This is a genomic window from Oceanipulchritudo coccoides, assembly GCF_010500615.1.
Classification (GTDB): Bacteria; Verrucomicrobiota; Verrucomicrobiia; order Opitutales; family Oceanipulchritudinaceae; genus Oceanipulchritudo; species Oceanipulchritudo coccoides.
This window is the reverse complement of the sequence record NZ_JAAGNX010000001.1, coordinates 834,975-849,490: the sequence shown is the minus strand read 5'-3', so window position 1 is coordinate 849,490 and position 14,516 is coordinate 834,975. Positions and strand designations below refer to the sequence as shown.

Here is a 14,516-nt window from a genome sequence, read left to right as displayed (position 1 = left end):
TACCCTTTCCCAATGCGTAAAATCCATCTGACCCTTTCTATTCTTGGAATCCTGAGCCTTTCGGCGATACCTGCGGCAGCCGGTCACACTCCCCCAAAAAGCGGCGGTGACCTATGCCTCAAGGAACTGTCCCCGGAGCGCTATGAGGTGACCCTGAGAGGCGAACAAGGGGAAGGGAGAATTTTGTTTGATTTCCAAAAATCTCCGTTGGATTTGTCTGATTTCTCCCATATGGCGACCCAATTGGAGAACCTTACGGGTACTGAACTGGATATCCGTCTGCACGCGACCAGCGAGAAGGAGAAAAACGACCACTACATCAACGGGCGCTATTTTGTGGCGGGTGGCGAAGACCGCTTGATGAGGATCCTGATCAATCGGGATTATTTTCCTGAAGACCATCCTTGGACGAAAACATTCGGGCGGATCCGCGGCCTCCCTGGTGGGCACCAGAGCAACTGGCGATACCTCGATCCCTCACAAATGAGAAGCGTCGAACTGAAGATATCCTGGAAGGGGTTGACCGGCGAAATAAGGACAGTTCACCTCTCCACACCCCATGGATCCGGTGCTTACACGACGGACAAGCTCACCCCTGATGACCTCCCGCAACCGCTCATTGATTCAATGGGGCAATTGATTGACGGGAAGTGGGAGGGCCGGGTGACCGATCCTGACGAACTCACGGCTGACGGGAAACGTGATCTTGAAAAATTCACCGGTCAACCGGTGCTAAAGGGATTATCCGAGTATGGTGGATGGATGGACGGGCCCCGGCTCACTGCCACCGGACACTTCAGAGTCGAAAAGGTCGATGGCAAATGGTGGTTTGTTGACCCCGACGGATACCTTTTCTGGTCGCTCGGGGTGACTGGCGTTGGAGGAGGGGCTATGACGCCGACTTCCGGGCGCGAACACTTTTTCACAAAGCTCACGGGAGCGGAATTCTGGCGCGAGGAAAACTTCAAGCGCGGATATGATTTCACCCTGGCCAACCTGCACCGAAAATACGGGGCCAACTGGAGGGAAGCAAACCAGCAAGTGACGTTTGGCAGGATGCGTTCCTGGGGGCTGAACACGACCGGGGCGTGGTCAGTTGAATCGGTTCTCGGCCACGGGATGGTGCCCTACACCCTGATCCTCCACCCTCGCCTGCAGGAACTGGGGAAACTGGACAAGATACCAGACCCATTCTCGCCCGAGTTCCAGAAAAGCCTGGTGAGGGATGTGAAAGAGGCGGCGAAATCCTACGCCGGAGACCCTTGGAACCTGGGCGTGTTCATTGACAACGAGCTCCATTGGGGAAGGGGCATCCAGGTGGCCCGGGAGGTCATTGGACTGGATTCATCCGTACCCGCCAAGAACGCCATGATCAACCTCTTCAAAAAGAAGTATGGAAAAATTGATTCACTAAACACAGCATGGGAAACCAACTACAAAAGGTTCAAGGAGGTCGGTGTTTTGCCCAAGGAAAAGGAAACACCAGCCTACCTGCAGGATCTTGCCGAATTTTGTGATCATCATGCGGATACCTATTTCTCCCAATGCAAGGCTGCCTTGGAGGAATTCATGCCCGGTCACCTTTATCTGGGTTGCCGGTTTCACGGGGCAATCTACGACGGAAAAAACCCGATTGTCCAGAAAGCCGCCTCCCGGCACGTGGATGTGATGAGCTACAACATCTACAAGAATTCCATCCACGACATCGAGACCACTTCGGAGGTGGACCGCCCGATCCTGATCGGGGAATTCCACTTTGGCACTGGCTCCCACGGTGTATGGGGGTCCGGATTGGTCCCTTGCGACTCATTGGAGGACCAGGCCAGACTGTATAAGACATATGCCATGGAAGCGGCAGCCGATCCAAACTTTGTCGGGGTCCACTGGTTCAAGTGGGCCGATCATCCCACAACAGGGCGCTACGATGGCGAAAACTACCGTATTGGATTTGTCAACATTGTCGATCGCCCGTACAAGACTCTCACCGAAGCGATCAGGGATGTCTCCTCGCATATGTATCCGCTTCGCTATTCAACTGAATAAGCCATCCCCCAGCCTCCCCAACCCACATAAACCCATGCCAGACAAGACCCCTTCAGAAAATAATCCGCTCCCTCAACCGACTGCGGCCGTTTCATCAGATACTCCCGGCGCAGCATCCCCGGAAACAAAGGAAGTCAACGTTGTTCCATTCCGCGAAAAGGTCCTTGTTGGGATGGGGGGCATGACCATGTTTCACGGGAATACCACCGTCAAGGCGACGGCGATGCCCTTCTTTAACATGATCCTTGGCGTGAACCCTGCCCTTCTTGGGCTGGCCCTCGCCATACCACGTATCTGGGACGCTTTTACCGACCCCATCATGGGTCGCATATCCGACCGGTTCCACTCCAGGTGGGGAAGGCGGCGTCCCTTTATCGTGCTGGGTGCCATTTTGATGAGCCTTTCCTTCGGGATGATCTGGATGGTGCCCACAACATGGAGCGAAGGCGGAATCATGGCCTGGTTCCTCATTGCCTCCCTGATTTTCTATACCTGCTTCACTATATTCGCGGTCCCTTTCACCAGCATGACGTATGAGCTCACGCCCAATTACAACGAGCGAACAACGGTCATGGGCTATGTCACCCTGTGGACGAAAGTATCCGAATTCACCTACCAGGGCCTGATCCCCGTCGCGGGAATGCTGGTTGCATGGGGACTTTTCGGAACCCAGGTAAACTCAATCCGGGCGGTCATGTGGGGCGTGGCCATCCTGATGATCCTGGTCTTTGGCATGATGCCCGGAATCTTCGGCCGGGAACGCTACTATAAAGTGAAGGTTAAAGAGGAGGCTCACCTCGTTAAACGGATAGGCTTCTGGAAAACAGTGGGCCAGACTTTCAGTAACCGGGCCTTCGCGGTGCTGATTTCCCTCACCCTTCTGCAGATTATCGCCGGCTTCTTCGGAAGCACCCTCGATTACTACCTTCTCGTCTACTACATGTTCGACGGGGATATTGTCACGGGCTCCCTCTGGAAATGGTATTTATCCATGGCCTACGCGGTGTGCGGATTTGGCGGAATCCCCGTCATCCTCTGGCTGAGCAAGCGTACCAGTAAATTAATTACACTCCGTATTGTCTATTGTCTTGTTATCTTCAATGGAATTGTCCGCTGGTTTGTCTACAACCCTGGCAATCACCATTTCATCTTTGTCGACGCGATTTTCGGTTCACTTTATTGGATCGCAGTCGGAACAGTCATGCAGTCCATGATGGCTGACATCTGCGACGACGACGAATTCAAGCACAACGAGCGCCGTGAGGGAATGTTTGCTGCCGTTTTCGGCTGGGTCACAAAAGCAGCTGTGTCAGCCGCCATGCTCATCGGCGGTGTCTCCCTGGTCATGGTCGGGTTTGATTCCGAACTGGGCGGGAACCAGACCGCCAGCACCTTCCTCGGCATGCGCCTCGTAATGGTCCTTGGAGGGATGATCCCGAACGCCACCGCACTCGCATTATTGACGCTTTATCCAATTACAAAGGCCAAGGCTGAGGAAACTCGACGACAGCTCGAGGAACGCCGGGGCAAGGTTTAATTCTATAGAAAAGGAACAAATCCGATGAAACTGTTGAAATCATTAACGATCGCAGCCTTTTGCCTTCTCTCCGGGAGCTTGTTTGCGACCTCGCTGCCCAATGTTGTCTTCGTCTTTGCCGATGATATTGGGCCGGGAGACATCGCCTACTATCACCGCCTGCGAACCGGAAAGGAGCCGATCGTCCCGACCCCGAACATGGACGCCTTGATCCGTGAAGGCATCCGTTTCAGCGATGCCCACTCCTCGGCGGCCCTCTGTGCGCCTTCCCGGTTCAGCGTCATGACGGGCAACTACCCTTTCCGCTGCTACAGCCAGTATGGAGTTTGGGGTGTGCAAAGAAAAACCGGAATTGATCCGAAGTACACAACAGGTGCCCGTATAGTTAAGGAAGCCGGCTACAGGACAGCCTTTCTTGGCAAATGGGGCCTGGGAGGACGCCTGTTCAAGGAGGGAAGTGACGAACTGTATGACGGATGGGGGCTGGACGGGGCCGATATCTCGAAGCTCGCCATTGCTGCCAATGATTACGGATTTGATTATTCACTTGAGCTGCCTCAGGGGATCCAGGGAGAACCTTTCGCCTTTTACGAAAACAAAAAATGGATGCCTCTCGGGGAGGATTCCATTCTCACTCAGTTAACACCGGTCCAGACGATGTATTACATCTCGCGCAAGGAAAAGGACCGGGCCGGCAGAGGCGACTCCAACTGGGATCCTTCCCTCGCAGGAGAAGTCCTCACAAGCAAGGCGGTCAAGTTCATTGAGGATCACCGGAAAAACCACCCCGATAAACCGTTCTTCATGCATTACAGCACGCAGGCCGTGCACATCCCCCATACCCCGCCAGCAGAGCTGGATGGAGTGAAAATCGCCAACTCCACACCGGGTGTTCACGGGGACATGGTCCGGGAACTGGATGTCCAGATTGGCATCCTTCGTCGTGCCTTGGAAGAAAACTGCATGGCCGAAAACACATTGTTCATCCTGACTTCCGACAATGGGGGCCTTGTGCCGGATCCTGCCATGGAGAAATTGGGGTATGATTCCACCAACGGGTTTCGCGGTATCAAGGGAGGCATTTATGAGGGCGGACACCGCGTGCCATTCATCGCGGTTTGGCCAGGAAAAATTAAGCCGGGAACAGAATCCTCGGAACTCGTCGTGACGCATGACATTGTGGCTACACTGGCAGCCGTATCAGGGCAGGAGCTGGACACATCGAAGGTCCTGGATTCCAACAACCTCGCCCCCCTCTTCCTTGGCGAACCGGAGGCAAAAGGACACGACTTCCTGCTTCATCAATCCGCCACGAAAAACAACTACGCGATCCGCGATGAAAAATTCAAGCTGATCGTGAATGTCAAAAACCAGAAGAGCTTCAGCGACTTCAGTCCCCGGGCGCTCTTTGATATGTCTGACAATGTACTTGAGGTTGAATCCAAGAACCTCGTCAATTCCAAGGAACATGCCCCGGTCGTTAAACAGCTGATGGCAACCTTGGAATCGGCCGTAAGGTAGCCATAATCAACTACGCCCAGGGAATGAAAAAACCAAACTTCATCATCATCTATGCCGACGACTTGGGGTTTGGAGATCTCGGTTGTTACGGGGCATCCGGCATCCCCACCCCGAATCTTGATAAGATGGCACAGGAGGGGCAGCGCTTCAACAATGCCTATGCCACAGCTGCGACCTGCACGCCTTCACGATACAGCCTGCTGACAGGGTGCTATCCGTGGCGTAATCCAAGGGCGAAGATATTGCAGGGCGACGCCCCGATGATCATCGGGAAGGACGAGCGCACCCTGCCGGGCACATTGAAGGAGGCTGGCTATAGATCTGCGGTGATTGGCAAATGGCACATTGGCCTTGGGGACGGGAAAATCAATTGGAACGGGGAAATCCATCCCACCCCGCTGGATGTTGGATTTGATGAATCCTACATCATGGCTGCCACAAACGACCGCGTGCCCTGTGTCTATGTGGACGGGCGCACGGTCGAAAACCTTGACCCGTCCGACCCGCTTGAGGTGTATTACGGTGGCGAGAATCCCTTTCCGGAAGTTCCGACCGGAAAAGACAACCCCGAGCTGCTCCGGATGAGCCACAGCGATGCTCAACATTACGACACCATTGTCAACGGTGTTGGCCGGATCGGTTTCTGCCGTGGAGGCAAGGCCGCCGAGTGGGATGACGAGACCATGACCGACATCTTCCTCGAGCGTAGCAAGGATTTCATTACACGCAACAGGGACAATCCCTTCTTTCTGTATTACGCGCTGCACCAGCCGCACGTTCCCCGCATTCCCAGCCCGCGCTTTGCCGGGTCGACCGAAAAGGGTCCCCGCGGGGATGTCATTGCCGAGCTCGACTGGTGTGTGGGGGAGGTTCTGGCACACCTGAAAGCGGAAGGCATTGATGAGGACACCATCGTTGTCTTTTCCAGCGACAATGGGCCAGTGATCGACGACGGGTATCTCGACCAGGCCGGCGAACTGTGTGGTGACCACAAGCCGGCCGGGCCTCTGCGCGGGGGAAAATACAGCCTTTTCGACGGTGGCACCCGTGTCCCGATGATCCTCCGGGCCCCGGGGAGAGTTGCCCCGGGAGAGAATTCTGCCCTGATCAGCCATGCCGATTTCCTTGCGAGCTTCGCCACAATGGCGGGGGTGACCATTCCACGGTCCGAGACGGCGGACAGCCTTGACATGAGCGCGCAGCTGCAGGGGCTCGAGCCGGTTGGCCGGGATAATCTCGTGACGGAAGGGTTTGGCACCAAGACCGTGGTGCGCCAGGGCAACTGGGTCTACATTCCACCCCATGAAGGACCGCCAATGATGGAATCGAAAGGGATCGAAACAGGCAACCTGATGAGCCCGCAGCTCTACGATCTCGGGACCGATATCGGGCAGCGGGCAAATGTGGCGGAAAAACATCCCGACATCGTCGCCGCCCTTGATGCCCTTCTGGAAGAAATCCATGGCGAAACCATTCCCGACGGACACAGAAATGCCTGATAGAGAAACAAATAGCCGGAAGAGGCGATTGCCAATCCCTTAGTCCCCTTTTATAACGCAATTTGAATCAGCAAAAATCCTAACGTATCGACCCGATTATGAAAAAGTTCGTGCTTCCCAATCTGTATTTCGGCGGCGACTACACGCCCGAGCATTTCCCGCGGGAGGTCATGCTCGAAGACATGCGCCTGATGAAGAAGGCCGGCGTCAACATCGTCACCATCAACGTGTTTAGCTGGGCACAGCTTCAACCGAATGAGGACACATGGACCTTTGAGTGGCTTGATGACATAATGGACACGCTCGCCAAAAACGGCATCTTCGCCGACCTCGGAACGGCCACGGCCTCGACCCCTGCCTGGATGGCAAAAAAGTATCCGGAGATCCTGCCCGTCGATGCCAACGGGATCCGCTACAATCATGGATCGCGTCAGACCTTCAATCCAAACAGCCCGAAGTACCGTGAGCTGAGCCATATACTTGTCAGAACAATTGCTGAGCGCTACCAAAAGCACCCGGCCCTGGCGATGTGGCATGTCAACAACGAGCTCTCACAGCTTGTGAATTATGACTACAGCGAGATCACCGCCCGCAAATTCCGGGATTGGTGCAAGGATCGCTTCGGGACCTGCGAAAACATGAACCGAAAATGGGGCCTGCATTTTTGGGGAAACAACATCTACGAATGGGACGAGCTGATGCCGCCGATGAAGACGGCCCATCAGGTGAATACGAGTCTGCTGCTCGATTGGAAACGCTTCACCAATGAATGCTACATGGAAGTCGCCCGTGAAGAGATCAAGATCCTGCGCGAGATTACACCGGACATCCCAATCACGACCAACTTCCTGTACGAGTTCAAGATGCTCGATTACTTCGCCTGGGCCGACCTGATTGATTTCATTTCCGTCAGTTCCTTCCCTGACCCGAAGATAACGAACCACCCGGGTGAGGCCGCCCTCAGCCATGACATCATGCGCGGACTCAAGGACCAGCCATTTGTCCTGCTCGAGCAGGCCCCTAGTCAGGTCAACTGGCGACTTGCCAACGTAAACAAGAAGCCCGGTGTGATGCGCCTGTGGAGCCACCAGGGAATGGCACACGGCTCGGATAGCTTCCTCTTTTTCCAATGGCGTGCGTCTGTCCATGGATCCGAGAAATTTCACTCGGCAATGGTCCCGCACATCGGGGAGAACTCCCGCGTCTTCCGTGAGATGTGCCAGTTCGGAAATGAACTGCCCGGCCTCAAGGAGGTCGTCGGGGCAGACGTGCAGGCAGAGGTGGCCATTGTCATGGATTACAACAATTGGTGGACGGTTGAGTTCACCCCTGGCCCAACAGCCTTGCTGGATTACCTCCAGATGTTGAAGGACTACCACTACCCGCTCTTTGAACAGAATATCACGACGGACATCGTTCCCTGTGACCGCGACCTGAACCGGTACAAGGTGGTCATCGCTCCACTGCTCTACATGGTGAAGCCCGGCTTCAAGGAGTCAGTTGAGAAATTTGTCTCCGAGGGAGGAACCTTCATCACCACTTTCTTCAGCGGGGCAGTGAACGAGTTCGACGAGGTATTCGAGGGCGGCTATCCGGGTCCACTCAGTGACTTGATGGGCCTGAAGGTCGAGGAATTCGAGGCCATGAAACCCTATGTCAATAACAGCCTTGTCATGAACGGGACACTGGAGGAATTGACAGGTGAGTTTGAATCAAGGTTGTGGTGCGACATCCTCCAACTCGGCACAGCCCAGCCGTTGGCGGTATACGGTAGCGACTTTTTCAAAGGCACACCGGCCTTGACCGTGAACGAATTCGGCAAAGGCAAAGCCTACTATGTCGCCACCATGCCGGAGCACGGGTTCCTGCGGAATTTCCTCAAGAAGGTCTGCGCAGACCAAGGGGTCTCACCGGTTGTCGAGGCACCCGACAATGTTGAGGCAGTCGTTCGTTCAAAGGATGGAGAACCGTTCCTTTTTGTAATGAACCACAACTACGAGGCCGTTGAGGTGACTCTGCCCGAGGGAACTTACATTGACCTGCTGACACAGGAAAAACTGACTGGGACGATCTCCATGGAGTCCGTCCAGTCAGTTATCCTGAAAAAGGTCTGATCAGTAAATCTCCGGGTTCCGGAGTTTCTTAAATCTTCACCCACTTCATCTCGTATGGATCAAGTGAGATTTCCTGCCCGTTCCCGTCGCCATCATAGAGGGTCGTTTTCTGTGCGTCAGCAGACTGGTTGGTCACTGCGCAATATCCCGCCTCGACAAAAGCTGCGCATTCCGTGGCAGGATTGGAGGTGTTCCAGCGCGTGAATTCCTTATCCTTTCCAGCAGCCCAATACAGGGCGCGCTGAACCAGGCGGATGTTGTCAATGCTCAGCGTGAAGCCCGCCATGTAGACCGACCGGCCCTTGCCAAAGCGGTTGGCTGCGAGCGTGATATTGTCACCTTTGGTACTCAGGACTTCCACCTCGGGGTTTGCCGCATAGGTCACCCCGGCCAGCTCACCGAGATCAACCGTGCCATTCACATCCGCTGTAATGAAGTGCTGGGATGGGCGCTTTCCGGTAATGACATTATTGCTTCGAACATTCGACGGAGTGGAACGCCAGACGCCGAGGACATCCTCAAGCTGCAGGAGGCGTCCCTGATGCTCAATCGCAGTTGGTTCGCAGACTCCAAAAAAGCCCCCTCCGCCCGCAATGAAGGCGCGTACGGTTTCGACCACCTTGGGATCTGTCCAGTAAGTCCCGCCGCTCCAGGATGATCTGGCCTTGCCGTAATTGATCAGAACGGATGTATCCTCTGGCAGACCATCCTTCTTGAGTTCATCAAAACTCATGAAGTGGACATCCACCTGAAGTCCGGAAAGAGCTTCCAGAAATCCTCCGGATGGCCAGTCTTCCCCGATCATCCATGAGCGGAGTTTTCCCCATGCGGTCACGATCACCACCTTGCCGGGCATGGCATAGGCGGCCCCCTTGTCAGCATGATCAAGAATCTGGCGAAACTCGTTTGCAACGACCTCAACGGAATCCAGAAACTCCGGAAACTTGACGGCAAGATTGAGGTAACCTCCGTAGCCGATCCGGTCCACGCCCTTTCTCAACATGGCCCGGCGTGCCTTGGCCCAGTACTCCTTGCACTCGCGTACGGGATCTCCGCCCTCCCCGACAAACAATGGTTCCCCAACCAGATTGACCGGGAAGAAATAGGGGTAAAAACGGACTTCCTTACTGATCGAGGTCGGGGCGTCCGACATGCGGCGGAGTTCGGTCCCGTTGATCACCGGATTGACCAGTCCATCAAAGCCCATGCTCTCAAAGCGCTCCCCGTAAGGCTCAGTACCAATCCAATGGTCGCAGAAAAACATGACTGCCTTTTTGCCGCGGGCATGGACTTTCTCCACCCATTCGCGGGCAAAATCGGTCGTGAACTCGTTTACGAAATCGACCCAGTCGCGGTAGGCCTTCGTTGGCAGACGGTCCGTGGCATTGTAGTAGCCAGCATCGACGAGATCCTCAGAGCGCAGACGGTACCCCTTTTTCTTTTCAAAATCATCAAGGGCCTTCGCGGAAATACAGTCACGATAGCTGCACCAGTCCTGCCAGCGGGTCTCCAAGGCCTCGTTTTTCACGATGGGGAACTGGTAGGCCACTGAGGTGAATCGCACGATGTCCGTATTCGGATGCTCGTCCAGCCACTTGTCCAAGTACTCGAGCAGGTGCGCCCGGGTCTCCGGCTGGTAAGGATCAATGCCCAGCTGGTGCGGGCTCGTCCAGTTGTTCGTGATGTGGTTGTACATCGAGGTGCTCTCCCAAATCTGGAAAACGAGGAAATTGACCGTGTAGACATGCCATGGGCTCGCACCCGTTATGGTCACAGTGCCGTCCGCCGCGGAAAGGCTCCATTTCGAGGGATCGACGACCTCCCCGGTTGTCCGGTCGATGACATCCCAGTACTTTTTTGCATCGTTTACCGTATCCAGCTCAAACTGGTCCTTGCTGTACCCGCTCATCAGGTCGATCACCAGCGTGTCCGCTTCCGCCGTCCGCGGGTCCGACATGAGATACTTCTGTTGGCAGTGATGCTTATGGGACCGGTTCCAATCCTGGTCGGCCCGGATCATGCAGAGGGTGGACAGAATATCAAAGTCCAGCTCCGTGATTTCCGGTGATAACACCGTCCCATCGCTGTCGCGAATGGCGTCTGCCCCCCACTTTTCAGCGAGTTCGAGGGTTTCCTTTTCCATGCCCGCTTCGGCGGGGAGTGTGAATCGTCCGTTTTTCATTTGATTAATAATTTAAAGAAGGGGGTTTATCTACATTGATGTTCGGAGCAATAAAAGATTAAAAATACATCAATTTTCCCCATTCAAGAAAGTTAGTGAACTGTCTTGCAAACAATTTTCAGACTCATTGAACCGTTAAAAAAAGCCCGCCGGAAAACTCCCGGCGGGCTTGAAAAGATTCTAAAGACTAGAACCGGAAGGAGTTGGAGATGCTCCACGTCCTCTCCGGAGGGATCCGGGCCGTACCAATACTGCCATCGGCATTGGCAATAATCGGAATCAGCTCATCATCCGCAAAGGCGTTGCGGACATTCAGGCGGACGGTCCAGTCGATCTTCTGGCCAAAGGCCTTGAAGGTCGTGCCGTACCCGACTCCGAGATCGATGCTCAGTTGGTCATCCCCGTAGTACGGATTGTCGACATCCCCAATCAGACTGCCGTCCAATCCAGTAATCAGCGGATACCCAATCCCGATTTTATCCTGCCAGCGAACCGCGCCCGTGACGTTGAATCCTTCAAGGAATCCATCCATGAAGCGGTAGCGTGTGACCAGGTTGACCCGCCATTTGCGGATTTCCGGGGTCTTCTGACCGGAAAGGGCCGCCTGTGTGATATTCTGGCGCACGGTAGAACTTCTGTACTGCTCCATCCAGGCACCGTCATTTGAGTTGGGCTGGCGGTGGATATTAAGGAGATCCCCATTGTAGATGGAACCAGCCCGCTCCAGCCATGCCTCGGAAAAAGCCACTTCCTCCTTTGCGATACTGGCCAGAACAGCCTCGTTCTTGGCCGCATTGAGGGAGATTCTCCACGCGCGGGTTGGATTCCAGACAAGCTCGTATTCCCAGCCTTCAGAAACCACATCGCTCAGGGAAGCAACCCCCGTGACATTGTCTGCTATGTAGGCGAAGGAGTCACCCGTGCCTTCAAACCGTGGTTCAAAGTTGTTCTCGGGGCCAATGTTGGCCTGCATGCGCAGGGGAATGGATTCATAAAAGGCCCGTGCTACCTCCTCGAATGTCTGGAAGGAGTTGGGACCGTTCGACCAGGCCAGGCCGTCTTCATCAAGGGGATCCAGCGACGGATCCTGAGGAGTGAGGCCTTCATTGTGGGCATTGACCATCCGGTTGATCATCGTGTTGATATACCCGAAGGGATTATCGATGGCCACATCACCACGGACATTCACGTTGTTGATCGTTGTTTCGAAGCGGTTCACGCGGAGGTCCAGCTTGCCATCAAACAAGCTCAACATGATTCCGTATTCTTCTGTCTCCGCATCCGGTGATCCGACTTCCTCGTTCCAGACATTGCGGCGCTGGCCAACGGGATCGAAGTTTTCGGAGGTATTCCAGTAGAACCGGAGATCCGAGTCAAACGGCAGGTCGAAGAGGTAGGCTTCCGGGAATTTCACGACAACGCTCTTCGTCAAGCTCTCCTTGGTCTGGGAGGAGGCCGGGAACAACCGGAAGTCGGACATGTCCAGATTGCCATCCGCAAGCGGGCTGGGATCCGAGGAAGTGAAGGCATCCGAGGAGTCTTCACGCCATCCGAAGAGGGTCACAATGTGGTCGTCGAGGAAGAAACTCTGCAGGGCGAGTGCCACGGATTCAACCTCTTCCCGCTGGTCGCGCGCCGTTGTGAGGATGCGTTGCGGAGTCGAGGTGCCGGTGACAAACTGCCGGGCCTCCGGATCCCATACCCGGAGGGTGTAGGTCTGGCCGATGACTGGACGGTTTGAAGTAATTGGCGTGAGCCGGACATCTTCTTCCCTTTCAACACCAACAAGGGAATCCCCAATGTAGAAGGCCCCATTTACCCGGAGTCCTGCTCCCTGCCCGGGAACTGCACCAAGGATTGTTTCCATGTCCAGGTCACCACCGGCCCAGGTGCTGGAATAGCCACGATTGCTCGTGAACTGGGTCGTTTCAAAGAAGAGTCCGGACAGAGTGTGGCGTCCCAGAAGACGACCCAGCCATGAATCAGAATTGGTGAAATCCTTTTTCACAAAGGCCGAGGCTTGGAAGGATTCAAACTCGTCCACGTTGGTCTGGTCGCGGAAAGCGTCACGGGTCACGATAAAGGGACGGCCGTAATTCGGATTTGGGATAAACTGATCCTCAAGCGCTCCACCGGTATTGAAAGCATCCGTGCGCACGGAGAGAATGGAATTTGTATCGATGGAAATTTCATCCTGCCCGCGAACCGGCAAATCGCGCATCTGTTCGAAATACTGGTAATTGTAGGCAATCTCAAAGCCGGCGTTTCCATTCATCAGCAGCTGGTCCATGCGGATATCAACGGCCTCGAAGTCCTGCGCCCGGCTGTCAAATTTTCCAGAGATCAGGTTTTTGTAGAAATCAAAGATCTTGCGGTCGAACAAACGCGTGCGTTGAAAACCGTCATCCTCCCCATTGCGCCAGAGGTCACCGGTTGAGCGAAGCGCTCCGCGGGGACTGCCCGCTCCACCGGGAATGGTCCCTTGGTGACCCTGAATACCGGCCAGGTCGCCGGGAAGGTTCATGTTTGCCTCAGGTGAGCTTGGATCGGCGAAGACAAGCGCTACGTTCCGGAACAAGGGGAACCCGGGAATCGTCAGATTGTTGGCAATCTCGTTTCCGTCTGCATCAAGGGTCGTGCGCGTTGCACCATTGTATGACCAGTACGGGGCTTCGTAGGGTTCACCATCCCGGGGATCCGTTCCCGGAAACCATGACTGCATGCTCCAGTCCGGCGTCAGGGTAGTCGGGGGAATTCCCTCGATCTGGCCGAATTCCGCGTTGGCACGGATTGTCGTGGCGCCCCAGAATGCCTTAGGGTTGTTTTTGCGGAGCTTCACTGTAGTGGCCATGTAAATACGGCGGTCTTTCTCAAAGGCCGGCTCCTGGCGGAAATTCCGGTCCTCATGCATCGCGTCGATCCGGAAGGCCAGGAAGTCGTCGATCAAGACGCGGTTCCAGTGGAATTCCTCACGGTGCGAATTGTGCTCGCTGTAGCGGAATTCAATCCGGGTCGAATCCCTGAAAACGGCCTGCTCCAGAGCAGCGTCGATAATCCCTCCTGCGCTGCCGATACCGGCGAGGACCGCGTTCGGTCCGCGGCTGATTGTCACGGAGCTGAAATTGTAGCCGTCCGACGGCAGAGCGGACTCAAAATAGTTTCTTGTCCGGGTCGCGTTCGACAAGGCCCGCACACGGTTGATGGCCGAGGGGTTCCCTCGCACTTCATCGTCGTTGCGGCCAGAGATCGACGAGTAATTCCCGTCAATTCCCCCGCCCTCGGTCGAGGTCGTGTAGGTCAGGATGTCCTCGATATCGGTCGCGTCGATGTCTTCAAGAAATTCGCCAGTGTAGACCGATACCGCCGCGCCGACTTCCTTCAGCTGCGTCTTCAGGCGGGTTCCCGCCAGCGTGTTGGTCGCCATGTAGCCGACATCTTCAGAGGCCTCGACCACAAAGGGACTCAGCTCAATTATGTCTTGTTCATCCGCAGTCGCGTCTTGCGCATGCAGAAAAGTACCCAGCAGGGCACCCGGGATTAACGTCAGGAGGATTTTTTTCATTTTAATTTGGGGTTTGGTTGTGGAGATTAATCAGCCGAGCTTCCGAGCGGTCCTGACC

General features: G+C 55.1%; 7 protein-coding genes. 5 read left to right on the top strand and 2 right to left on the bottom strand.

Annotated elements, in window-relative coordinates; translation table 11 throughout:
* Positions 1 to 12 precede the first annotated feature (12 nt).
* From G0Q06_RS03405 to G0Q06_RS03385, 5 genes are all read left to right on the top strand, one after another.
* The gene (locus G0Q06_RS03405) at positions 13 to 2,043 is read left to right on the top strand and encodes a beta-galactosidase (RefSeq protein ID WP_163962473.1); all 2,031 of its coding nucleotides are present in this window, start codon (positions 13 to 15) and stop codon (positions 2,041 to 2,043) included.
* A gap of 34 nt (positions 2,044 to 2,077) precedes the next feature.
* A complete protein-coding gene (locus tag G0Q06_RS03400; RefSeq protein WP_163962471.1) occupies positions 2,078 to 3,580 on the top strand; it encodes an MFS transporter in 1,503 nt (500 codons plus the stop codon).
* 24 nt (positions 3,581 to 3,604) lie between these two features.
* On the top strand, positions 3,605 to 5,101 hold the full coding sequence (locus G0Q06_RS03395; RefSeq protein ID WP_163962470.1) for a sulfatase family protein: 1,497 nt from the start codon (positions 3,605 to 3,607) through the stop codon (positions 5,099 to 5,101).
* 23 nt (positions 5,102 to 5,124) lie between these two features.
* Positions 5,125 to 6,600 (top strand): sulfatase family protein, encoded by a 1,476-nt coding sequence (locus tag G0Q06_RS03390; RefSeq protein ID WP_163962468.1) that lies wholly within the window; start codon positions 5,125 to 5,127, stop codon positions 6,598 to 6,600.
* A gap of 98 nt (positions 6,601 to 6,698) precedes the next feature.
* The gene (locus tag G0Q06_RS03385; protein ID WP_163962466.1) at positions 6,699 to 8,714 is read left to right on the top strand and encodes a beta-galactosidase; all 2,016 of its coding nucleotides are present in this window, start codon (positions 6,699 to 6,701) and stop codon (positions 8,712 to 8,714) included.
* Positions 8,715 to 8,742: 28 nt separating this feature from the next.
* Here the strand turns inward: G0Q06_RS03385 and gnpA are convergent, their stop codons facing one another.
* Together gnpA and G0Q06_RS03375 are read right to left on the bottom strand one after the other, a co-directional pair.
* Positions 8,743 to 10,896, bottom strand: a complete 2,154-nt coding sequence (gene gnpA / locus G0Q06_RS03380) for a 1,3-beta-galactosyl-N-acetylhexosamine phosphorylase (protein WP_163962464.1) — start codon at positions 10,894 to 10,896, stop codon at positions 8,743 to 8,745.
* Between the two features lie 187 nt (positions 10,897 to 11,083).
* The gene (locus tag G0Q06_RS03375; RefSeq protein ID WP_163962462.1) at positions 11,084 to 14,458 is read right to left on the bottom strand and encodes a TonB-dependent receptor plug domain-containing protein; all 3,375 of its coding nucleotides are present in this window, start codon (positions 14,456 to 14,458) and stop codon (positions 11,084 to 11,086) included.
* Between the last annotated feature and the right edge of the window lie 58 nt (positions 14,459 to 14,516).

Coding starts and splice junctions, on each gene's coding strand:
- G0Q06_RS03390 (WP_163962468.1), top strand. CDS start 5,125: ATGAAAAAACCAAACTTCATCATCATCTATGCCGACGACTTGGGGTTT.
- G0Q06_RS03400 (WP_163962471.1), top strand. CDS start 2,078: ATGCCAGACAAGACCCCTTCAGAAAATAATCCGCTCCCTCAACCGACT.
- G0Q06_RS03375 (WP_163962462.1), bottom strand. CDS start 14,458: ATGAAAAAAATCCTCCTGACGTTAATCCCGGGTGCCCTGCTGGGTACT.
- G0Q06_RS03385 (WP_163962466.1), top strand. CDS start 6,699: ATGAAAAAGTTCGTGCTTCCCAATCTGTATTTCGGCGGCGACTACACG.
- G0Q06_RS03405 (WP_163962473.1), top strand. CDS start 13: ATGCGTAAAATCCATCTGACCCTTTCTATTCTTGGAATCCTGAGCCTT.
- G0Q06_RS03395 (WP_163962470.1), top strand. CDS start 3,605: ATGAAACTGTTGAAATCATTAACGATCGCAGCCTTTTGCCTTCTCTCC.
- gnpA (WP_163962464.1), bottom strand. CDS start 10,896: ATGAAAAACGGACGATTCACACTCCCCGCCGAAGCGGGCATGGAAAAG.